At 73.2% G+C, this 20532-nt stretch carries 17 protein-coding genes; 9 read left to right on the top strand and 8 right to left on the bottom strand.

The features are described from left to right. The first annotated feature begins 36 nt into the window (after positions 1-36). The 5 genes from AB0389_RS21630 to AB0389_RS21650 all read left to right on the top strand — a co-directional run bounded on the left by AB0389_RS21630 (position 37) and on the right by AB0389_RS21650 (position 4487). The gene (locus AB0389_RS21630) at positions 37-1137 is read left to right on the top strand and encodes an XRE family transcriptional regulator (protein WP_366397068.1); all 1101 of its coding nucleotides are present in this window, start codon (positions 37-39) and stop codon (positions 1135-1137) included. Further along, positions 1134-2012 carry an aminoglycoside phosphotransferase family protein gene (locus AB0389_RS21635; RefSeq protein WP_366397069.1) on the top strand — a complete coding sequence of 293 codons (879 nt, stop codon included), beginning with the start codon at positions 1134-1136 and terminating at the stop codon, positions 2010-2012. Before AB0389_RS21630 ends, AB0389_RS21635 begins: the two co-directional genes overlap by 4 nt. Positions 2013-2387: 375 nt before the next feature. Beyond that, positions 2388-3380, top strand: a complete 993-nt coding sequence (gene dhaK / locus AB0389_RS21640; protein WP_366397070.1) for a dihydroxyacetone kinase subunit DhaK — start codon at positions 2388-2390, stop codon at positions 3378-3380. 67 nt (positions 3381-3447) lie between these two features. Continuing rightward, entirely contained in the window at positions 3448-4080 is a 633-nt protein-coding gene (gene dhaL / locus AB0389_RS21645; RefSeq protein ID WP_366397071.1) for a dihydroxyacetone kinase subunit DhaL, read from the top strand. Beyond that, a complete protein-coding gene (locus tag AB0389_RS21650; RefSeq protein ID WP_366397072.1) occupies positions 4077-4487 on the top strand; it encodes a PTS fructose transporter subunit IIA in 411 nt (136 codons plus the stop codon). The genes dhaL and AB0389_RS21650 overlap by 4 nt, the downstream gene beginning before the upstream one ends. Positions 4488-4517: 30 nt before the next feature. Here AB0389_RS21650 and AB0389_RS21655 read toward each other — a convergent pair whose 3' ends face one another. The 5 genes from AB0389_RS21655 to AB0389_RS21675 form a co-directional block, all read right to left on the bottom strand. Beyond that, on the bottom strand, positions 4518-5552 hold the full coding sequence (locus tag AB0389_RS21655) for a M56 family metallopeptidase (protein ID WP_366397073.1): 1035 nt from the start codon (positions 5550-5552) through the stop codon (positions 4518-4520). A 7-nt stretch (positions 5553-5559) separates the two neighbouring features. Further along, positions 5560-5976, bottom strand: a complete 417-nt coding sequence (locus AB0389_RS21660; protein WP_366397144.1) for a BlaI/MecI/CopY family transcriptional regulator — start codon at positions 5974-5976, stop codon at positions 5560-5562. A 394-nt stretch (positions 5977-6370) separates the two neighbouring features. Further along, positions 6371-7672 carry a cation:proton antiporter gene (locus tag AB0389_RS21665; RefSeq protein ID WP_366397074.1) on the bottom strand — a complete coding sequence of 434 codons (1302 nt, stop codon included), beginning with the start codon at positions 7670-7672 and terminating at the stop codon, positions 6371-6373. Positions 7673-7679: 7 nt separating this feature from the next. Further along, complete coding sequence (locus AB0389_RS21670; protein WP_366397075.1) at positions 7680-8165, bottom strand: TrkA C-terminal domain-containing protein; 486 nt, start codon at positions 8163-8165, stop codon at positions 7680-7682. Between the two features lie 679 nt (positions 8166-8844). Further along, positions 8845-9135, bottom strand: a complete 291-nt coding sequence (locus AB0389_RS21675) for a DUF3040 domain-containing protein (protein ID WP_366397076.1) — start codon at positions 9133-9135, stop codon at positions 8845-8847. Positions 9136-9426: 291 nt separating this feature from the next. On the opposite strand from AB0389_RS21675, the gene AB0389_RS21680 reads away from it, so the two are divergent. The 4 genes from AB0389_RS21680 to AB0389_RS21695 all read left to right on the top strand — a co-directional run bounded on the left by AB0389_RS21680 (position 9427) and on the right by AB0389_RS21695 (position 13359). Further along, entirely contained in the window at positions 9427-10503 is a 1077-nt protein-coding gene (locus AB0389_RS21680; protein WP_366397077.1) for a HAMP domain-containing sensor histidine kinase, read from the top strand. Beyond that, positions 10500-11162: a response regulator transcription factor gene (locus AB0389_RS21685; protein WP_366397078.1), complete on the top strand. Its 663-nt coding sequence runs from the start codon at positions 10500-10502 to the stop codon at positions 11160-11162. Before AB0389_RS21680 ends, AB0389_RS21685 begins: the two co-directional genes overlap by 4 nt. A 171-nt stretch (positions 11163-11333) precedes the next feature. Further along, complete coding sequence (locus AB0389_RS21690; RefSeq protein WP_366397079.1) at positions 11334-12224, top strand: ABC transporter substrate-binding protein; 891 nt, start codon at positions 11334-11336, stop codon at positions 12222-12224. Between the two features lie 73 nt (positions 12225-12297). Then, positions 12298-13359: a siderophore-interacting protein gene (locus AB0389_RS21695; protein ID WP_366397080.1), complete on the top strand. Its 1062-nt coding sequence runs from the start codon at positions 12298-12300 to the stop codon at positions 13357-13359. A gap of 38 nt (positions 13360-13397) precedes the next feature. Here AB0389_RS21695 and AB0389_RS21700 read toward each other — a convergent pair whose 3' ends face one another. The 3 genes from AB0389_RS21700 to AB0389_RS21710 form a co-directional block, all read right to left on the bottom strand. After that, a complete protein-coding gene (locus AB0389_RS21700; RefSeq protein WP_366397081.1) occupies positions 13398-16847 on the bottom strand; it encodes a BTAD domain-containing putative transcriptional regulator in 3450 nt (1149 codons plus the stop codon). 219 nt (positions 16848-17066) lie between these two features. After that, positions 17067-19160, bottom strand: a complete 2094-nt coding sequence (locus AB0389_RS21705) for a SpoIIE family protein phosphatase (protein WP_366397082.1) — start codon at positions 19158-19160, stop codon at positions 17067-17069. Between the two features lie 58 nt (positions 19161-19218). After that, on the bottom strand, positions 19219-20304 hold the full coding sequence (locus tag AB0389_RS21710) for a phosphotransferase (RefSeq protein WP_366397083.1): 1086 nt from the start codon (positions 20302-20304) through the stop codon (positions 19219-19221). Positions 20305-20532: the final 228 nt, after the last annotated feature.

The following is a 20532-nucleotide window of genomic DNA, read 5'->3' on the forward strand; positions in this document are numbered from 1 at the left end:
CGCCGCCTGACCCGACTCGACAAGACACAGAAGTTCTTGGACGCCTTGGGCGTCCCGGCCGGTCTGCGGCCCGTCATCCAACCCCTCGCCGACGCCGGTACCGCAGAACACGAACCAGACCTGCGAGTACTCGCCAGTGAAGCCGCCCAGACATCACACGACTTCGTCGAACTGATTTCGCCGAGCAATGTCAGCGCAGAGGTACTGGAGCGGTTCCACTTCTCGCTCGCGCGGATAGCGACCGATTACGTACACGCGCCGCTGTTCCCGCTCTTCACCGAACTCATCTCGGTACGAGACCAGTTGTTCGTTCTGCTCCAGGGCCGTCAGCGCCCGCAGCAGACGCGTGAGCTGTTCATGCTGGCCGGTACGGCATGCCTGCTGCTCGCCCACGCCTCGCAGAACCTCGGCGAATCAACGTCCGCGATGGCCCAGATCCGTACCGCCCGTATGTGCGCCGAACAGGCCGACCACACCGGTCTGCGAGCCTGGGCCGCCGGTACGGCCGCGCTGATCACCGAGTGGTCGCCGCAGAACCGGATGGCCCTGAAGCTGACGGAACACGCGGCCCGTCTGGCCCCGGCCGGTGAGGCCCGTATCCGTATCGCCGCCATCGAAGCGCGCACCGCGGCCCGTATCGGGGACCGTCGGCTATCGCTCGCCGCTCTGGACCGAATGAAGCAGGCCCGGGAAGAGACGCCGGTGCACGACGAGGTCGAACAGTTCGGCGGCCTGCTGACCTTCCCCACCGCCAAACAGGACTACTACATCGGCGGAGCCCTCACCCTCCTCGGCAACTACGACGAGGCACACCACCACGCCACCGCCGCCATCACCGCCTACCGAAGCGGTCCGAGCGAGGAGCGCTCGTACGGGGACGAAATCCTCGCCCAGATGGACCTCATCACGATCGGACTCCTTCGCGGAGACTTCGACGAGGCAGCGACGGCCCTGGGCCATGTCCTCGAACTGCCCCCGCAGATGCGTATCCGCCAGCTCGGCAACGCACTGAACCGCCTGGACAGCCTCACCAGCCGCCCCGAACTCAAGGGGAACAGGACGATCGCCCAGCTCATGGCCTTGATCCGGGACTACCGGGTCATCGACTCGACAGCCGCGATACGGTCACAGCGATGACCGCCACCTCTCTCACCCCCCAGAACGCGGCCCTGCACGCCTGCACGACCTGGGGACTCCACACACACGACCTGACCCCGCTCCGCGCCCACGCGACCTCCGTCTACCTTCTCCCCCACGCGGACGCCGTGGTCCGGGTCAGCAGATCGGACCAGCGCACGGAGATACAACGAGCCGTCGATCTCACCCGCCTGCTGGCCAAACAGGGCCTCGCGGTCACCGAACCGCTCGACGTGCCGCAGCCGCTGGACATCGACGGCTTCACCATCACCCTGTGGCACCACTACCCCCAGCCGGACGGTCCACCCCCCGGGCCCGAACACCTCGGCGGGCTCCTCAAACAGCTCCACGCCCTCCCCACTCCCCCCATCGACCTGCCCGCGTACCAGCCTCACGTCTCCTTGCGCGCGGTCGTCCGCTCCACCACTGCCCTCACAGCCGCCGACCGCGACTGGATCCTCGGCCGATCCGACGAACTCCTCGACGCGTACGCCCACCTCGACTCCCCCCTGGGCCACGGCCTGATCCACGGCGACGCCTACCCCGGCAACACCCTCTGGGACGGCACCGCCGCCCGCCTCAGCGACTGGGACGAAGCAGGCATCGGCCCCCGCGAAGCCGACCTCGCCAACACCTTCCAAGGCACCCGCTTCGGCCGCACTCCCACCCAGCTCCGCGCCTTCTCCACCGCATACGGCCACGACCTCACCAACTGGCCGGGCCTCTCCGTACTCACCAGCCTCCGCGACCTCCACACTCTCGGCACCTTCATCCGCCGCAGCGAACAAGGCGACGCAGACGCCGCCACCCAGCTCACCTTCCGACTGAGCACCCTGAAGCGCGACGACCGCACGGCAAGCTGGGCCACCCACTGAGGACCTGCGCGGGGCCCCCTCAGCCAGCCTCCGTCCTTGTTCTGGGCGGGGTGACAGCCTCCGGGTGACCTAGACCATGCAGGCCGGGAGGGCGATCGGCCAGATGCCTCGCCCCGCGGCCAAGCCCTCACGTCGCATGCCGTGCCACTTGGCCCGGTTCGATCGATACTGGATCTGTACGGCGGATCGCCGCGCCGGACCGTCTCACGAGGAGCTGACCATGCGTCAGGAAAGTCAGCATGAGGTCAGCATCAGTACCGCCGGAACCCGCTTCGGACCGCTAAGGACCGCCAAGATCACAAATGGGATATGCACCACTTGACCTGCGAAAACGCTGGTCAGGAGCAGAGCTGTTAGCCTACCTGGGAGGCACCCTTGAAGATGCTGATCAACGTGCCGGAGACCGTTGTCGCGGATGCGCTGCGGGGGATGGCCGCCGCGCATCCCGAGCTCAATGTCGATGTGGACAACCGGGTGGTGGTACGGCGGGACGCGCCTGTCGCCGGGAAGGTGGGGCTGGTCTCCGGGGGCGGGTCGGGGCATGAGCCGTTGCACGGGGGGTTCGTGGGGCCGGGGATGCTGTCGGCCGCGTGTCCCGGGGAGGTGTTCACGTCTCCCGTGCCCGATCAGATGGTGCGGGCCGCCGCGGCGGTGGACAGCGGGGCCGGGGTGCTGTTCATCGTGAAGAACTACACCGGTGACGTGCTGAACTTCGACATGGCCGCCGAGCTGGCCGAGGACGAGGGCGTTCAGATCGGAAAAGTCCTGGTCAACGACGATGTGGCGGTGACCGACAGCCTGTTCACGGCCGGGCGGCGCGGTACGGGCGCGACCCTGTTCGTGGAGAAGATGGCGGGGGCGGCGGCCGAGGAGGGGCAGCCGCTGGAGCGGGTCGAGGCGATCGGCAGGCGGGTGAACGGGAGCTCCAGGAGTTTCGGGGTCGCGCTCAGCGCCGTCACCACGCCCGCCAAGGGCAGCCCCACCTTCGACCTGCCCCCGGGCGAGCTGGAGCTGGGCATCGGGATCCACGGTGAGCCGGGGCGCGAGCGGCGCGCGATGATGACCTCCCACGAGATCGCCGACTTCGCCGTGAACGCCGTACTGGACGACCTCCGGCCCTCGGGCCCGGTCATCGCGCTGGTCAACGGCATGGGCGGGACGCCGCTGCTGGAGCTCTACGGGTTCAACGCCGAGGTGCAGCGGGTACTGGGCGAGCGGGGCGTCGCGGTGGCCCGTACGCTCGTCGGCAACTATGTGACCTCGCTCGACATGGCGGGCTGCTCGGTGACCCTCTGCCAGGTCGACGAGGAGTTGCTGCGGCTGTGGGACGCGCCGGTGGAGACCGCCGCGCTCCGCTGGGGTCGGTAGGCGGCCCCGTAGGACTTGGGCTTGGGCTTTGGGTGGGCCGGGAGGCCCGTGGGGCGAGGAGATCGCGATGGACCGGACGCTCGACACGGCTTTCTTCGTCCGCTGGCTGACCGCCACCGCGGTCGCCGTGGAGCGGGAGGCGGACCTGTTGACGGAGCTGGACTCGGCCATCGGCGACGCCGATCACGGCAGCAATCTCCAGCGCGGTTTCCGCGCCGTCACGGCCAGTCTCGAAGAGGAGCCGCCGGCCACGCCCGGCGCCGCGCTGACGCTGGCGGGACGGCGGCTGATCTCCACGGTGGGCGGCGCGTCCGGGCCGCTGTACGGGACGCTCCTGCGGCGTACGGGCAAGGCGCTCGGGGACGCGGCCGAGGTCACCCCCGCGCAGCTGGCCGAGGCGCTGCGCACCGGCGTCGCGGCCGTGGCGCAGCTGGGCGGGGCGCAGGCCGGGGACAAGACGATGCTGGACGCGCTGGAGCCGGCGGTCGAGGCGTTCGGTTCCGCTCCGTCGTCGGACTCCGCGTTCTCGGCGGCGGCGCGCGCCGCCGAGGAGGGCGCCCTCGCCACCGTACCGCTCCAGGCGCGCAAGGGCCGGGCGAGCTATCTGGGTGAACGGAGTATCGGGCACCAGGATCCGGGCGCGACCTCGTCCGCGCTGCTGATCGGCGCTCTCGCCGGTGCCGCGGAGGTGGCCGGATGAGCGTCGAGGCGCCGGTCGGCATCGTCCTCGTGTCCCACAGCGGCCCGCTCGCCACGGCCGTCGCCGCGCTGGCACAGGGGCTGACGGGCGGCGGTGGTACCGCCCCCGTCGCGGCCGCCGGCGGCACCCCCGACGGCGGGCTCGGCACGAGTTCCGAGCTGATCGCGGCCGCGGCGGCGGAGGTGGACCGGGGCGCGGGGGTGGCGATCCTCGTGGATCTCGGCAGCGCCGTGCTCACCGTGAAGGCGATGCTCGCCGAGGGCGACGAACTCCCGGCGCGGGCACGGCTCATCGACGCGCCCTTCGTCGAGGGAGCGGTCGCCGCCCTGGTCACGGCCTCGGCGGGCGGGAATCTGGACGCGGTGGAGGCAGCGGCATCGGAGGCGTATCAGTACCGAAAGCAGTGATCACGTCACGCACGCCGGTGGCCGCGGACGTCACAGCTGGGTGGCGGCCCGCAGGACGAGGACGAGCGTGACGGCGGCGTTCGCCGACGAGAGGGCGGAGCCGAGCGTTCCGACCGCCGCCGCCCATACGGCCAGCCCCACCGCGGTGAACACCGGCGGCCAGCGCACCGCCGCCGGGGCGGGTCCCAGCAGGGCGGCCACCCGGCGCGGCACCGGGCCGGCGCCGGTGCCGGACGCGGTGACCGGGCCGGCGACACCCGCCAGGGTCGGGGTCGGGGTGCCCCGGGAGACGAGCGCGGCCTTGCCGATGGCGCGTGCCACGACCGTACGGTCCCCGGTGGCCCGCGCCGCCTCCTCGTCCGCCCAGCGTTCGCTGGTGTACGCGACCGCCGCCCGCAGCGGGCGCAGCAGCGGATTGGCCCGCGCGGCGAGCCGTACGGTCAGCAGGAACCGGTGGTGGCCCCCGGCGAGATGCGCGCGCTCGTGCGCGACCAGCGCCGCCCGTTCCCGGGGGCCGAGGCACGCGAGCATGGCCGTGGACACGACGATCCGGCCGCGCGTGCGGGCCGCCGTCGCGGTACGGGCGTCGCTTCCGTCGGGTGCCGCCCGTGTCCCCGTCCGAGGCAGCGGCAGCGGCAGCGGCAGCGGCAGCGCGTAGGCGTACGGAGCGTCGTCGGTCACGACGGCGAGTTCCCCGGCGGGCAGTCCTGCCAGCGCCCGCTGCGCCCGGCGGCGTACACGGCGATGGCGCAGAGCCGCCTCCGCACAGCCCACGGCAACCGCGGCGAGGGCCACAATGGCCGCCTTGCCGGTGATCCCGTCGTACGGGACCGCCCGCCGGACCTCGGGGTCCGACCAGGCGTCGGGCAGCGGGTTTCCGGCCAGTTGCGCCGTGCCGACCACCACCAGGAGCCCCAGGCAGAGCGTGCTGCACACCGCGAGGACGGCGGCGAACGCGGCGAGCAGACGGGTGGCGACGCGGGGATGGAGACGGTACGCGGCGAGGCGCGCGACCGGCAGGGCGGTCAGCGGCAGGACGAGCGGCAGATAGACGAAGACACCCACTGGCCTCTCAGCCCTCCGCCCCGGCCGCGCCACCGGCCGTGTCGCTGTCCATGCCGCCGTCCATGCCGCTGTCCATGTCGCCGTCCATGTCGCCGTCCTCGGGGAGTCCGAGCAGGTCGCGCAGCACCCGTTCGTCATCGGGTGAGAGCGTGGTGACGAACCGGGCCAGTACGGCGCCGCGGTCCGCCTCCGCGTCCAGCACCCTGCGCATCCGCAGCGCGGCGAGACCCGCCTCGTCCGAGGCCGCGCGCCACTGGAAGGAGCGGCCCGCGCGCTCGCGGGTGACGGCGCGCTTGGCATGGAGCCGGGTGAGGATGGTCATGACGGTCGTGTACGCCAGATCTCCGCCGAACCGCCCGTGCACCCAGGCCGCGGTGACAGGACCGGGGGCGTCGCTCAGCGCGGCAAGGACCTGGGCCTCCAGCTTGCCCTGGCCCCGCCTGCGGGGACGCTCGTCCGGGTGCGGATGCGGATGCTGCGGATGCGGATGCGGGCCGGGCCCCGGACTCGGGCTGTCGCTCGGATTCCGGCTCGGACTCCCTTGTGCCCTCACGGTCGATCGCCTCCCTCCGGCCGCGTGGCCGCGCCACGGGACGAAGAGCCCATGCTACTGAGGCCGCGCGCGGTGGTTCCGACGCCATCTCCCGGGCGCCATCTCCCGGACACCATCTGGCGGACACCATCTGCCGGGAGCTTCTACACTCCTGTAGATTTTAGCTCCGGCCGGGCCCCGGCCGCATGTCGGCCGGTGGCCGGTTCGGCAGGGGCACAGGGCGCAGGGCGCGCGTCCTGTGCCCCGTACGCGAACCCCGGGATCGTCAACCGTGGCTGGGCGCAGCGTCGGTGGGTTCCGGCTTGACGGTCTCCACGGTCTCCAGGGACGCCCCGGCCGTCTCCGGTACGGACGATTCCGGTACGGCGGAGTCCGCGCCGGCCGCAGCCGCCGCCACGGGGCCGGACGCCGGCGCCGGCTTGCGCGTCAGACGCCGGGCCAGCGGCTCCGTCCAGCGGGCGGCCAGCGGCCCGAGGATCACCAGGATCAGAACGTACGCCGTGGCCAGCGGCCCGATGCGCGGCTCCACGCCGACGGCGAGCCCGGCGATGACGATGGAGAACTCGCCGCGCGCCACCAGCGTGCCGCCGGTGCGCCAGCGGCCCGCCGTTCTGACACCGGCCCGCTTGGCCGCGTACCAGCCGGTTCCGATCTTCGTGAGCGTCGTGATGGTCGCCAGGATGAGCGCGGGGACGAGCACCGGCGGAATGGCGGCCGGGTCGGTGTTCAGCCCGAAGAAGACGAAGAAGACCGCGGCGAACAGGTCACGCAGGGGCGCGAGCAGATTGTGCGCGCCCTCCGCGACCTCGCCCGAGAGCGCGATCCCGACGAGGAACGCGCCGACCGCCGCCGAGACCTGGAGCTGCTGCGCGACCCCGGCGACCAGCACGGTCAGGCCGAGGACGACCAGGAGCAGCATCTCGGGGTTGTCGGAGGAGACGGCGCGGCTGATCAGCCGACCGTGCCGCAGGGCCAGATAGAGCACCGCGCCGACCGTACCGAGCGATATCAGCAGGGTGAGGCTGCCGCCCGCGAGGCTGAGCCCGGCGAGCAGGGCGGTGAGCAGCGGCAGATAGACGGCCATGGCGAGGTCTTCTATCACCAGGACGCCGAGGATCACCGGGGTCTCACGGTTGCCGAGCCGGCCGAGATCGCCGAGGACCTTGGCGATCACCCCCGACGACGAGATCCAGGTGACGCCCGCCAGGGCCACCGCCGCGACCGGGCCCCAGCCCAGGATCAGCGCGGCGACGGCACCCGGCACGGCGTTCAGTACGAAGTCGACGATGCCCGAGGGGTACTGGGTCTTCAGGTTGGAGACCAGCTCGGAGGCGCTGTACTCCAGACCGAGCAGGAGCAGCAGCAGGATGACGCCGATCTCCGCGCCGGTGGCGACGAACTCCTCGCTGGCGTTGAGCGGGAGCAGGCCGCCGTGGCCGAAGGCGAGCCCGGCGAGCAGATAGAGCGGGATGGCGGAGAAGCCCACACGGCCGGCGAGCCGGCCCAGGATCCCCAGGGCGAGGATGATGGCCCCGAGTTCGATGAGCAGTTCGGTGGTTTCGTGCACGGGCGCTTTATCCTCCGGTGATCAGTTCGGCGACGGCGTCCACGCCTTCCCGGGTTCCGACGACGACGAGCGTGTCCCCCAGGGCGAAGCGGAAGTCCGGGGTGGGCGAGGGAAAGGCATCGGTGCGGCGCAGCACGGCGACGATGGAGGCGCCCGTGCGGCTGCGCACCTGGGTGTCACCGAGCGTCCGGCCCACGTAGGGGGACCGCTTGGTGACCGGGATGTGCTCGGTGAGCAGGTCGATCTCGAGGTGCTGGTGCAGATGCGCGACGGGGTCGGGCATCAGAAGCTTGGAGAGCGCGTTCGACTCGTGCGGTGCCAGCGGCGCGGCGTCCCGGCAGTTGTCGTCGTCCTCGGGGTCGTGAAACGCGAGAATGCGCCGCCCGTCCTGGTGCACGACCACCGACAGGTGCTTCCCCGCTTCGGTGTTCAGGTCGTAGCGGGTACCGACCCCGGGCAGGGCGGTCTTGCTGACGTGAGCTGTGGGCTCCATAGGAAATGCTCCATGCGGGCGTGGGCGTGCGGTGTACGGGCATGACGGCCTCCGGGGAGCGGCGACCGGGCGGCAGGGCTGGATGTTTTGCCCACCACCGGACAGGGATTCTCCATCATGCGCCGCGGGGAAGCACCGGTAAGGGCACCCTCGACGGGATCGACACGGCCTCGGCCGACCGGGTACGGCGGATCAACTGGGGAGCGCGCACTGTGGAACCGCCCCTCCGCCCCCGCGTGAACCGACCGTCAGCCCGGAGATCCGGGTAATGGGGAGACCATCGCTCAAGGAAGCGTTGGTCAGCCACACGCCATTTTAACGTAAAATAAAATGTGCTTATTGGCACGCTATACGACGAAAAGGGCCTCGGTAACGAGGCCCTGAGCGCGCGAGGCGGTGGGACGGCAGTGGGATACGGACTAGTGCCGCGACCGGCAATGTTTGCCCCGAAAGGAGCATCGTCCGGTGCGCTGCGCTCGCTTCGCTCACTCCGCCTCGGCACTTTGATTCATCCTCCGGATGCCGAGCGCTCTCGCAAGGCGGCCGGAAGTTCTGGGATGGGGTCTCCCCTGCTCGAGCGGAGCCGAGAGCTTGGGGAGGGAGCTACCTGGGCTTTTGGCCAACGCGGCGAGCGTGCGTGCTGGGCGGCGCGACGGGGCAAAGCTTGCCGGGAGGGGCACTAGTTCGGCGGCGGTGCGATCCCCTGCCGGACCCGGCCGCGGTCGGGGTCGAAGCGGTGTGCGGCGGCTCCCGCCAGCACCAGCCCGCCGGCGATGAGCAGCCCGTGGCCCATGGCGATGCCGAGGGCGAGCCCGCCGAGCGCTACGGCCAGCATGGTCCAGGCGGCGCCCCTGCGGTACTCGCGCGGGCTGCACGGGGTTCCGGTGCGCATCGCGTGCGCGAACCGGGGGTCGTCCTGGCCCAGCCGCTCCGCCAGGTCACCGAGCCGTCGGTCCTCGTCCGTCGCCATGGCCGTCCTCCCCTGCTGTTACGCCCCGCTGCCCTGCCCTGCCTGCCCTGCCTGCCCTGCCCGTCCCGCTGTCCTGTCTCCGCTGCCCTGTGTGTCTCGCCCTGCCCGCTCCGCCGCGTATGCCCGTACGCCCGTCCGCCCCTCCACCCTCGCCCACCGACCCACCCGCGGACCATCGGCACCAGCACCCACATCCGGGGGTGTACGACATGTAGACGGGTGGGGTACGGCACCCATGGCGTGCCGGGCGGGCGATAGTGGGGGGCCATCCACTGAGAGGAGGTCCTGTACGTGTCCCTGTTCTGGCGGATCTTCCTGCTCAACGCGGCCGTGCTGTTCGCGGCGACCGCGCTGCTGCTGCTCGGCCCGGTCACCATCTCCGCCCCCGTCCTGCTGACCGAGGCGCTGATCATGGCGCTGGGGCTGGCGGCCATGCTCGTCGCCAACGCCGCGCTGCTGAGGATCGGGCTCAGCCCGCTGCAACGGCTCACCCGGGCCATGACCACCACCGATCTGCTGCGTCCCGGCCGCCGTCCCGCGGTCTCGGGGCACGGCGAGATCGCCGAGCTGATCATGACGTTCAACACCATGCTGGACCGGCTCGAAGCTGAGCGGGCGGCCAGCAGCGGGCGCGCGCTCTCCGCCCAGGAGGCCGAACGCCGCAGGATCGCGCAGGAGTTGCACGACGAGATCGGGCAGACCCTCACGGCCGTCCTGCTGGAACTGAAACGGGTCGCCGACCGGGCGCCCGCACCGCTCCGGGCCGAATTGCACCATGTGCAGGAGACCACCCGGGGCAGCCTCGACGAGATCCGCCGGATCGCCCGCCGGCTCCGCCCGGGAGTGCTGGAGGAGCTGGGGCTGATCAGCGCGCTCAAGGCGCTCACCAACGAGATCACGACCCACAGCCGGCTGTCGGTCCGGTGCGGCTTCGACAGCGAACTGCCGCCGCTGGGCGAGGATGTCGAGCTGGTCCTCTACCGGGTCGCACAGGAGGGGCTCACCAATATCGTCCGCCACGCCGACGCCCACCGGGTCGAGCTGGCGCTCCGGCGTACGCCCTCGGGGGTGGAGCTGCTGCTCCGGGACGACGGCAAGGGCATCGGTACGGCGACGGAGGGCGCCGGGATCCTCGGGATGCGGGAGCGCGCCCTGCTCATCGGCGCCGAGGTGTCCGTGGAGCGGGGGCCGGAACCGGGCGGCGGTACGGACGTACGGCTGCGCGTCCCGATCAGCGCGGTGCTCGACACGACCGACGAGGACGAGACCGACACGACCGGCACGACCGACACGGCCGACGCGGCTGACACGGCCGACAGGCTGGACCGGGCCGACCGGTTCAACGGAGACGGGGACAACCGACCATGACCGAAACGCCGCGCAAGACCCGCATCCTTCTGGCGGACGATCACGCGCTGGTCCGGCGGGGAGTCAGGCTCATCCTCGACAACGAGCCGGATCTGACGGTCGTCGCGGAGGCGGGCGACGGCGCCGAGGCCATCGAGATGGCCCGCGCCGACCGTCCCGACCTGGCGATCCTTGACATCGCGATGCCCCGGCTGACCGGTCTTCAGGCCGCGCGCGAACTCTCCCGGCTACAGCCGGAGCTCCGCATCCTGATGCTGACGATGTACGACAACGAGCAGTACTTCTTCGAGGCGTTGAAGTCCGGCGCCAGCGGCTACGTCCTCAAGTCCGTCGCCGACCGGGACCTGGTGGAGGCGTGCCGGGCCGCGATGCGCGACGAGCCGTTCCTCTACCCCGGCGCGGTGACGGCCCTGATCAGGAACTATCTCGACCGGGTACGGCAGGGCGACAGCATCCCCGACAGCGCCCTCACCCCGCGCGAGGAGGAGATCCTCAAGCTGGTGGCCGAGGGGCACACCTCCAAGGAGATCGCCGGGATGCTACTCATCAGCGTCAAGACCGTCGAGCGGCACCGCGCGAACCTGCTCCAGAAGCTGGGTCTGCGCGACCGGTTGGAGCTGACGCGCTACGCGATCCGGGCCGGTCTGATCGAGCCATGAGGTGTGACCGGCGTTTCGCGGCGGTTCCCGGTCTTTCCCGCTGATTTCCCTGGCGCGCGGGAAGAGTCCGCGCGCCCCCCGGTGGGCAGAGAGTGGGTGGCGCCCCGTACGAACCCACGTACGGATACGCGTTCAGGACACCGCACCAACACAAGCGGAACGAGGCGAGGCATGAACCCGGGCATCAGCTGGGAGTTCACGGACGACCGTGGCCATCTGACCGTGGCGGACCACCACCCGGTACGCGTGGTGGCCTATATACAGGCGGGCGCGACGCTGTGGGACCACGGTCTGCGTCCGCTGGGCATCTTCGGTTCCCACCATGACGGGGACACTCCGGATCCGGCGAAGGCCGGCGAGCTTCCCCTCGCCGAGCTGCGCCACTTCGGCGCCGGCAGCGCCCTCGATCTGGACGCGCTCCACGCGGCGGAGCCGGATCTGATCGTCGCCGTCAGCTATGGCGGCGGACAGGTGTACGGGATCGACCCGGAGGCCGCCAAGCATCTGGAGGAGCGGATTCCGGTGGTCGTCATCGAGGTGGGGAAGGACCGCTCGCTCGACGGCGTGCGGGACCGGTTCTCCGCGCTGGCCCGCTCCTTGCGTACGCCGGTCCGGCCCGCCGAGGCGGAGCTGGAGCGCGCGGAGGACCGGCTGCGCGCGGTGGTCGCGGCGCGGCCGGGCGGCCCCGGGGTGCTGGCCCTGTCGGCGGCGGGACCGGAGTCCGCGTATCTGGCCCGGCCGGGGACCTGGCCCGATCTGCGGGCCCTGACCGAGCTGGGCGTGGCCCTGATCGAGCCGGCGGAGGACGGCGGGGCGAACTGGCGTACGGCTCCGTGGTCCGAGGCCGCCGCACTGGCCCCCGGCATCGTCCTCGCGGACGTCCGGGCGAACGCGGCGCCGCGCGACGCACTCCTGGCCAACGCGGACTGGCGGGCCCTTGAGGAGAGCGCGCGGATCGTGCCGTGGAATCCGGAGGCGCCGGTCAGCCACCGGGCGCACGCCCGCTTCCTCGACGCGGTGTCCGACGCGCTGGAGGCGGTCGCGGCGGACGACGCCGCGTAGACGAGGCCCTGTAGCCGACGCGTGTAGGTGTGCTGTCGGTCCCGTGTCGGCGCGGGCTGTCAGCGTGGTCCTTATGACCGACAAGAACCACACCGGACACAAGGCACACACCGAACACACCGGAAGCGGCGATCACACCGATGTGCCCGGCGCCGGACACCCGCCGGCCGGAGCGCTGCCGGTCCGGACCGTCGAGGTGACCGGCGTCGCGCGGATCTCCCCGCGCATGACCCGGGTGACCTTCGGCGGTCCGGACCTCACGGACTTCGCGGCGGCCGGGCCCGACCAGCAGGTGAAGCTGTACTTCCCGAGGCCGGGACAGTGCGTTCCCCGGCTCCCGGCGGCGGAAACGGAGTCGGGGGCGGGGACTGGGTCGGGGTCGGGGACGGGGCCTGGGTCGGGGCCGGCCGGGGAGGTGTTGCGCTGGTACGGCGCGTTCCTGGCGATCCCCGAAGCGGAACGGCCCTGGGCGCGCAGTTATACGGTCCGCGCGCACGACCTGCCGCGCGGCACGATCGACATCGACTTCGTCCTGCACGACGAGGAGGATCGGGCGGCCGACGCCCCGGGACCCGCGACCCGCTGGGCCCGTACCGCCGCGCCCGGTGATGTCCTGGGCATGTTCGGGCCGTCCGCGTACTTCGCCACGCCCGTACCGGTCGGCACGGCCGACTGGATGCTGCTGGCCGGCGACGAGACGGCCCTGCCCGCGATCGGCACCCTGATCGAGGCGCTGCCCGAGGGTGCCCGCGCGCTGGCCTGGATCGAGGTGGCGGACGCCGCGGAGGAGCAGCGCTTCGTCACGACGGGCGAGGTGACAGTGCGCTGGCTGCACCGCGGGCCCGCTCCGGCCGGCGGTGTCGGTGCTCCCGCCGCTCCCGGCGCTCCCGCTGCTCCCGGCGCTCCGCTGCTCGCGGCGGTGCGCGCCGCGGTGTTCCCCGAGGGCTCGGCCCTCGCGTGGCTCGCGGGCGAGGCGGGTACGGTCCGGGCGCTCCGGCGCCATCTCGTCGAGGAGCGCGGGATCGACAAGCGGGCGGTCCACTTCTCCGGATACTGGCGTCGGTCGCTGACCCAGGACGACGCGCCGACGGAAGCGGACCTCGCGGAGGCCCGGGAGCGGGCGGCGGGCGCGTAAGGGGGCGGGCGCGCAGGGGGCTCCGCTCGTGTCGGACGTCAGATCAGGGCCGCCGCCTCCCTCACCGGGAGCGCGGCGCCCTCCGCGCGGGCGCGGGCGTGCCCGCGTTCGTCCAGTGCGGCGCGGACCGCGGATTCGGCGCGGGCGAGGGTCTCCGGGTCGGCCGGGGACGGGAAGGGCCGCAGTCCCGGGCCATCGGACCGGTCGGTGTGGCCGGCGTACGCGCCCAGCAGCCGGGCCGCGTCCGCCGCCTCCCCCAGGCGTGCCTTGGCCCAGGCGGCGCAGACGAACTGCTGGGCCATCAGGTGCGGGGCCACCAGATGGCCCAGGCCGTCCAGCCGTCGTACCGCCTCGCGGGCGTGTGCCCGCGCCTCTTCGTACCGCCCGTCCAGGCAGTCGAGCCAGGCGTGCGTGCCCGCGACCGCGCCGCCCAGCAGCGTCTGCCCGGCGGACGCGGCAAGCGGTTCCAGCGCGCGCAGTTGGCTCCGCGCGGCCTGCCGCCTGCCGGTGTGCGCGTAATGCCTGGCCAGCAGGAGCCGCGCCACGCCGACGGCCTGGCACCTGCCCCGGGCCGCCTCCTCGACGGCCGCGACCAGCAGTTGTTCGGCAGCCGCCCGCGCCGCCGGGTCCGGCGCCGCCGCCAGCCGTACGGAGGCCAGCCGGGCCTTGAAGAGAGGCACTTGCCCGTGTGCGCCCACGCGCGCGCAACTCTCCATGGCACGCTCGAAGTCGAGAGCCGCCGCGTCGTACCGGCCCTGGCGCTCATATGTCTCGGCGCGTGCCGCGAGCGACTCGGCGATGCCGACGAGGTCTCCCGTGCGCTCGAACAGGGTCAGCGCCTCGTCCGCGTCGCGCGCCGACCGGTCCAGCCCGTCGGGCCGGTCGTCGTGGAGCTTGGAGCGCAGCATCAGCGCCAGGCCGAGATCCCAGTCCATGCTCCCGCCCGCGCCCTCGCCTTCACCGTCACCGCCCCGGCTCTCGGCGTCCGCCTGCGCGCGGCACGCCGACACCAGGGCGTCCATGGCTTCCTCGATCCCCCGCAGCTCCCCCGTCAGCAGCCGGGCGAAGAACCACAGCGAACCCGGCTGACGGCAGTTCTGCGGCAGCCCGGACCCGTACGCGGTGATGACCGCGCGCAGCCGGGACCGGGCGCGGGGCAGCTCCAGCTCGCCGGGGTCCGCCTCGTCGCTCCACAGGATGAGCAGCCGTACCCCTCGTCTGGCCTCCCACAGCCGCTCGGCCGCCCAGGGCGGCGGCTGCGCCGTCGACGGTTCGACGAGCGGCACGGCGGGCCGCACCGGCGTCCGGAAGGGGTCGGGGCCGAGGGCCGTCGCCGCGACCGACCAGGTGTGCGCGTCGCTCCGGTGGCCGCGCAGCTGCCAGAACCAGCTCATCGACAGCGCCAGGCAGAGCGCCTCCTGCTCCTCCCCGTGGTCGACGGCCGTACGCAGGGCGGTGCGGAGGTTGTCGTGCTCCCGCTCGAAGCGGTCCAGCATGCCCACCTGTCCGGGGCCCCTCAGCTCCAGGTCGCCGGTGCGGGCGAACTCCCGGTAGACGACGAGGTGGCGGCGGGCCACGGCCGCGCGCTCCCCCGCCGCGTCCAGCCGCTCGGCGGCGTACTCGGCGATGGTCTCCAGCAGCCGGTAGCGCAGGCCTTCCGCTCCCTCCGCCGACGCGGGCTCCGCGACGAGCAGCGACTTGTCGACGAGGGAGGCGAGCAGCCCCAGTGTGCCGTCGTCGCCGGTCCCCGCCGGTTGTCCGCACACGGCCTCGGCCTCGGTGGGGCCGCAGCCGCCGGAGAAGACCGACAGCCGCCGCAGCACGGTCCGTTCCTCTTCGGTGAGGAGCTCCCAGGACCAGTCGACGACGGCACGCAGGGTCTGCTGGCGGGGCAGCGCGGTCCGCCGGCCGCTCCCCGGGCCGAGCAGCCGGAAGCGGTCGTCGAGCCGGTCGGCGATCTGGCGCGGGGCGAGCGCCCGCAGCCGGGCGGCGGCCAGTTCGACGGCGAGCGGCAGGCCGTCGAGGCGGCGGCAGATCTCGGCGCAGGCGAGCGGGTCGTCGTCGGGGGTGAACCCCGTACGGGCGGCGGCGCCGCGCTCCGCGAGAAGCCGCAGCGCCATGTCCTTGGGCAGCGGGCCCACGGTCCGTACGGTCTCCCCCGGGACGCCGAGCGGCTCACGGCTGGTGGCCAGCAGGGTCACCCCGGGACAGCGGGTCAGCACGGCCTCGGCCAGTTCGGCGACGGCGCCGATCACCTGCTCGCAGTTGTCCAGCAGGATCAACGCCCGCCGCCGGCCGCAGTGTTCGGCGAGTTGCAGCAACGAATCCGTCGGCGCGGGGCCGTCGGCCGCCGCCGCGCCCTGGATCACCGTCTCGCGGGCGCCGAGCGCCGTGAGGACGGTCTCGGCGACGGTCGCCGCTTCCCGTACGGGCGCCAGTTCGGCCAGCCACACCCCGTCGGGCCACGCCTCCGCCCCGGCCCGGGCTGCCTCCAGCGCCAGCCGGGTCTTGCCCGCGCCCCCGGCGCCGGTCAGGGTGACCAGCCGTACGGTACGGAGCGCGGTGGCGAGCCCGGCCAGTTCGGCTTCGCGGCCCACGAACGAGGTGAGCGGGGCCCGGAGGTTACCGAGGGCCCTGGGAGCCGCGACACCCACCGCGCCCGCCATGTCGCGCGTGCCCGGTGCGCCCGCCGTATCCCGTGTGTTCGGTGTGCCGTTCCGTACGGACACCGTCGCGGGCGGCGGGGGCACGCCGTCGGCGAGCAGTTCGGCGTGGAGGGCGCGCAGTTCGGGGCCGGGGCCGGTCCCGAGGCGGTCGGCGAGGCCGGTCCGTACGCCGTCGTACGCCTGGAGCGCCTCGGCGGGCCGGCCGGCCGCGCGCAGGGTGCGGATCCGCAGGGCCTGGAGGGGCTCGTCCAGCGGGTGTTCGGCGGCGAGCGCGGCGAGACCGGCCAGTGCCTCCTGCGGTCGGCCTCGCTCGGCCTCGGCGGCGAGGCGGGCGCGCCGGGCCTCGCGGCGGGCGCGCTCGGCCCGTACCGCCCGGAAGTCGGAGGCGCGGCCGGGGAGGTCGGCCAGCGCGGGCCCGTCCCAGAGCGCCAGCGCCTCGTCCAGGATCCCGGCCGCCCGCTCGGGCTCGCCGGTAGCGAGCGCGGCGGCGCCCTCGGCCGCGAGCCGTTCGAAACGGAAGAGATCGATGTCGTCCCGCCGGGCGGTCAGCCGGTAACCCCCGGGAACGGAGGCGACGGCCTCCCGGCCGAGGGCCCGCCGTACCCGCCCCACCAGCGCCTGGAGGGCCGCCGTCTCCTCGGCGGGCGGGTCGTCGGGCCCGTCCCACACCTGGCCCGCCAGCTGTCCGGTGGTGACGGCCCGGCCGCCGGAAGCGGCCAGCGCGGTCAGCAGCGCCCGCAGCCGCGCGCCGCTGAGCGGCACCTCGGTGCCGTCCTGACGGAGGGCCCGGGTCGTGCCGAGTACGCGATAGGAGTGGCTCACCCGTTCATTGTCGGGGTAGCCAGTGCTGTGGCCGGAAAGGTTTGCCGTGGGCTCGCGGCGTCCGGTGCGGTGCATCGCAAGGCGGAGGATCGGCCTCGTACTGGACGTACTCGGCCGAGTCCGACAACGCGGCGAGGTGCCGTGCCGGGCGTCGCGAGCCGGTGAACCTTTCCGGTCACAGCACTGGCCCGGACCGGGCCGGCCTGTGGATAACTGCGGTCAGTCCGTGGGGCCCGGCTCAGGGGCTCGCTCGAATTCGCACCAGACCGCCTTGCCGTCGCCGCGCGGCTCGACCCCCCAGCGGGCCGCCACCGCCTCCACCATCAACAGGCCGCGCCCCGAGGTCGCGGACTCGCCGGGGTCACGGCGGCGGGGCCAGGCGCTGGAGCGGTCCTTGACCCAGAGTCGGACGCGCGGCGCCGGTTCCGGCAGGACCTCAAGGGTGAGGACGGCGCCGCCCTCGGTGTGCAGCAGTACGTTCACCAGCAGCTCCCCGGCGACCAGTTCGACATCGTCGGCAAGCTCCGGCATGCCCCAGTCGGTGAGCGCCCGGCGCAGCGCGGCGCGGGTCTCCACCAGGCCCTCCGGGTCGGCCTGGTGGATGTACTGGTGCATGCGCGGCGCCCGGCCGGTGCCGGGGTCGGGGCGGCGGCGCAGGACGAGGAGCGCGACGTCGTCGCCGGTCCCCCAGCGCTCCCACAGCCGCTCGGAGAGGTGGTCGGCGAGCGCGCCCGCCCGGCCGGGGCCGGACCGTACGGCCTCGGCCAGCAGCGCCATGCCCTCCGCGATGTCCCGGCCGGGCTCCTCTACGAGCCCGTCCGTGCAGAGCACCAGGGTCTCCCCGGGGACGAGGTCGAGCCGGGTCTCGGGGAACTCCTCGAATCCGAAGGCGGTGGCGGCCCCCAGCGGAAGGCCGCCGCGCAGATGGGGCCAGCCGGTCCTGCCGTCGGTGTGCCGCAGGAGCGGGCCGAGATGGCCGGCGCGTACGGCCAGGATGGCGCCGGTCTCCGGGTCGAGCTGGGCGTACACGCAGGTCGCGAAGCGTTCCGTGTCGAGTTCGGCGAGGAAGCGCGAGGCGCGCGCCAGGACCGTCGCGGGCGTGTGGCCCTCGCCGGCGAAGGCGCGCAGGGCAATCCGCAGCTGCCCCATGACGGCGGCGGCGTGTGTGTCGTGTCCCTGGACGTCGCCGACGACGATGCCGACGCGGCCCCGGGGCAGCGAGATGACGTCGTACCAGTCGCCGCCCACCGCCCTGCCGCTCCACGCGGCGTGGTAGCGCACCGCGATCTCCGCGCCGGGGAACTCGGGGAGGTCCCGGGGCAGCATGGCCGCCTGGAGGCCGGTGGCGAACTCGCGCTCCTGGTCGAAGAGGATGGCGCGCTGGAGCGACTGGGCGGCGATTCCGGCCAGTGCCAGAAATGCCTCGCGGTCCACCGCGGGGAAGTGGGTGCGGGACCGGTAGAAGAGCGCCAGACAGCCGATGCAGCGGGCCTGGGCGACCAGCGGCAGGAAGGCCGCCGCGTTGGCCCCGAGCCCGCGTATGTACGGCCGGAGCCGGGGGAAGCGGTCGGCGACGAGGTCGCGCAGTGAGGTGACGAAGCGCGGCTGCTGTCTGAGGACCGCGTCGGCCAGCGGCAGGGAGCCGTCGAGCCGGTGCAGCCGCAGGTCGTCCAGGACCTCCATGGACTCGCCCGCCATGGCGATCAGCCGCAGGGCGCCGCCCTCCACCAGTCCCAGCGCCAGCCCGTCGGCGCCGAAGCGCTCCAGTCCGCCCGCGCCCGTCAGTACGGCGGCGACGTCGTCGACGGTGATCGCCGACGACAGGGCCTCCGTGGTGGTCTGGACCACGGTGGTCAGACCGGGCCTGGCCGTCTCCGCCGGACCCGCGGCGGAGAATTCGGTGAACTCCGCCGTCGCGTTGCGGACGATGCCGACGACCCGGTACGGGCGGCCGTGCTCGTCGCGCAGGATATGGCCGCGGGTATGGGTCCACTGCCGGTGGCCGGTACGCCGGGTGACCTGGAAGTACGAGCCGTACGACGTACGGCCGCCGCGGACGGCCGCGTCCACCACGGCTTCGATCCACAGCCCCTCCTCGGGCGGCACCCGCGAGACCAGGGAGGCGGCCCGGCCGTCGTACTCGCCGGGGCGCAGGTCGAAGACGGCGAGGCCGGCGTCGTCCAGTTCGAAGGACCCGCTCTCCAGGTCCCAGTCGAAGCTGCCCATGCGGTTGAGGGCGAGTCTCTGGTCCGCGCCGATCACCGGCCGGTCGCCGATCACCGGCCGGTCCGGGTCCCGATCGACTCCTGCCATGCGCCCGCTCCGGAGGTGGGCCGGAAGCCCGGTCGGACGGCCGGCTCCTGTACGCAGCCTAACTTTTCGGCACAGGCATCGCATTACGGGCGGATTCGGCGGCTTTCCGGGCGCGGATCGGGGGCGCGAGACGGTCGAGCGCGTGGCCCAGATGCGTTTCCACGATGGCCTTCATGAAGTCGCGGTCGGGGAAGTCGCCTTCCAGGAGCCGCAGCGGTCCGGCGACGAGGGACAGATGCGTGGCCAGCCGGTAGAACCGCAGCCGGTCCTCGTCGAGCCCGGCCCGGCTCAGGGGCGCGTAGTCCTCGTGGAAGCGCATCCTCAGGAAGACGTGCTCCCACTCGATGTCGAAGTACATGAGCCCCTCGATGTCGATGAGCACCGGATGGCCGTCCGGGTCGACGAGCACATGGTCGGGGCCCAGTTCGCCATGGATGAGCCCGTACTCCGTACGGGGCTGGACGGCTGCGGCCAGTTCGCGTACGGCCTCGGTCAACGGGCCCCGGGCGGCGGCCACCCGGCCGTCGAGTGCGGCGGCCTCCTCGATGTCCCGCAGGGCCCGTTCGAGCACGGCCGCCTCGCAGGTACGGCCCTGCCCGGCGCCCCCGCCCGCCGCCACGTGGGCGACCTTCCCGAAGGCCGGTCCCCGCGCCGCCTGGAGCACGGCGAGCTGCTCGGCGAGCCGGGCCATGACGGGCCGGGCGGCGGCGCGGTCGCTCCGGAGCAGCTCCTCCAGCGAGCCGCCCCGGAGATCCTCGACCACGGCGACCTCGGCCGGGAGGAGCGTGCGGCTCGCGTCGGCGAGGAACACCCGGGGCGCGCGGACGCCGAGGCCGGACAGGCGCCGCTGGGCCGTGGTGAACAGATCGAACCCGGTGGCGTCCGCGAAGGGGTCGGCCGCCATGTCCTCCGTGGAAGCGCCGGCCGGCCGGGCGGGCCAGAAGTTCTCGGACGCGTCCCAGCTGTACAGGACCGCGGTGGCCGCGTCGTCGAAGGTGAGCCGGTACACGCCCTTCTTGCTGCCGCCGCGCAGGCGCTCCGCCCCCGTGAGCACGCGCCCCGGGCCGAACGCGGCACGCGTGACCGCCGTCAGCGCGTCCCGCGTGATTCCGCTCCGTACGCCGTCCACGCCTGTGCCGTCCATCCGTCCGTGCCTCCCCACCCGGGCCGTCAGGACCGGCTGTCCCCACGGCGACCGCTCAGCGTAGCGCCCGGCCGGCCCCGGCAGCCGCGTACCGCACTCCGCCGTCGCCCCATGTCACCCGCCTGTCGCCCGCCTGTCACTCCCCCTGTCACTCGCCTGTCGCTCCCCGGCGGGACACGGCGCGAATGACCCCGTCCGAGGCCGTCCGGCCGTGCTTTCTTGGGTCAC

The organism is Streptomyces sp. NPDC093109 (genome assembly GCF_040701725.1).
In the GTDB taxonomy this organism is placed as follows: domain Bacteria; phylum Actinomycetota; class Actinomycetes; order Streptomycetales; family Streptomycetaceae; genus Streptomyces.

Coding starts and splice junctions, on each gene's coding strand:
- AB0389_RS21635 (WP_366397069.1), top strand. CDS start 1,134: ATGACCGCCACCTCTCTCACCCCCCAGAACGCGGCCCTGCACGCCTGC.
- dhaL (WP_366397071.1), top strand. CDS start 3,448: ATGGACCGGACGCTCGACACGGCTTTCTTCGTCCGCTGGCTGACCGCC.
- AB0389_RS21650 (WP_366397072.1), top strand. CDS start 4,077: ATGAGCGTCGAGGCGCCGGTCGGCATCGTCCTCGTGTCCCACAGCGGC.
- AB0389_RS21670 (WP_366397075.1), bottom strand. CDS start 8,165: ATGGAGCCCACAGCTCACGTCAGCAAGACCGCCCTGCCCGGGGTCGGT.
- AB0389_RS21675 (WP_366397076.1), bottom strand. CDS start 9,135: ATGGCGACGGACGAGGACCGACGGCTCGGTGACCTGGCGGAGCGGCTG.
- AB0389_RS21685 (WP_366397078.1), top strand. CDS start 10,500: ATGACCGAAACGCCGCGCAAGACCCGCATCCTTCTGGCGGACGATCAC.
- AB0389_RS21690 (WP_366397079.1), top strand. CDS start 11,334: ATGAACCCGGGCATCAGCTGGGAGTTCACGGACGACCGTGGCCATCTG.
- AB0389_RS21695 (WP_366397080.1), top strand. CDS start 12,298: ATGACCGACAAGAACCACACCGGACACAAGGCACACACCGAACACACC.
- AB0389_RS21705 (WP_366397082.1), bottom strand. CDS start 19,160: ATGGCAGGAGTCGATCGGGACCCGGACCGGCCGGTGATCGGCGACCGG.
- AB0389_RS21710 (WP_366397083.1), bottom strand. CDS start 20,304: ATGGACGGCACAGGCGTGGACGGCGTACGGAGCGGAATCACGCGGGAC.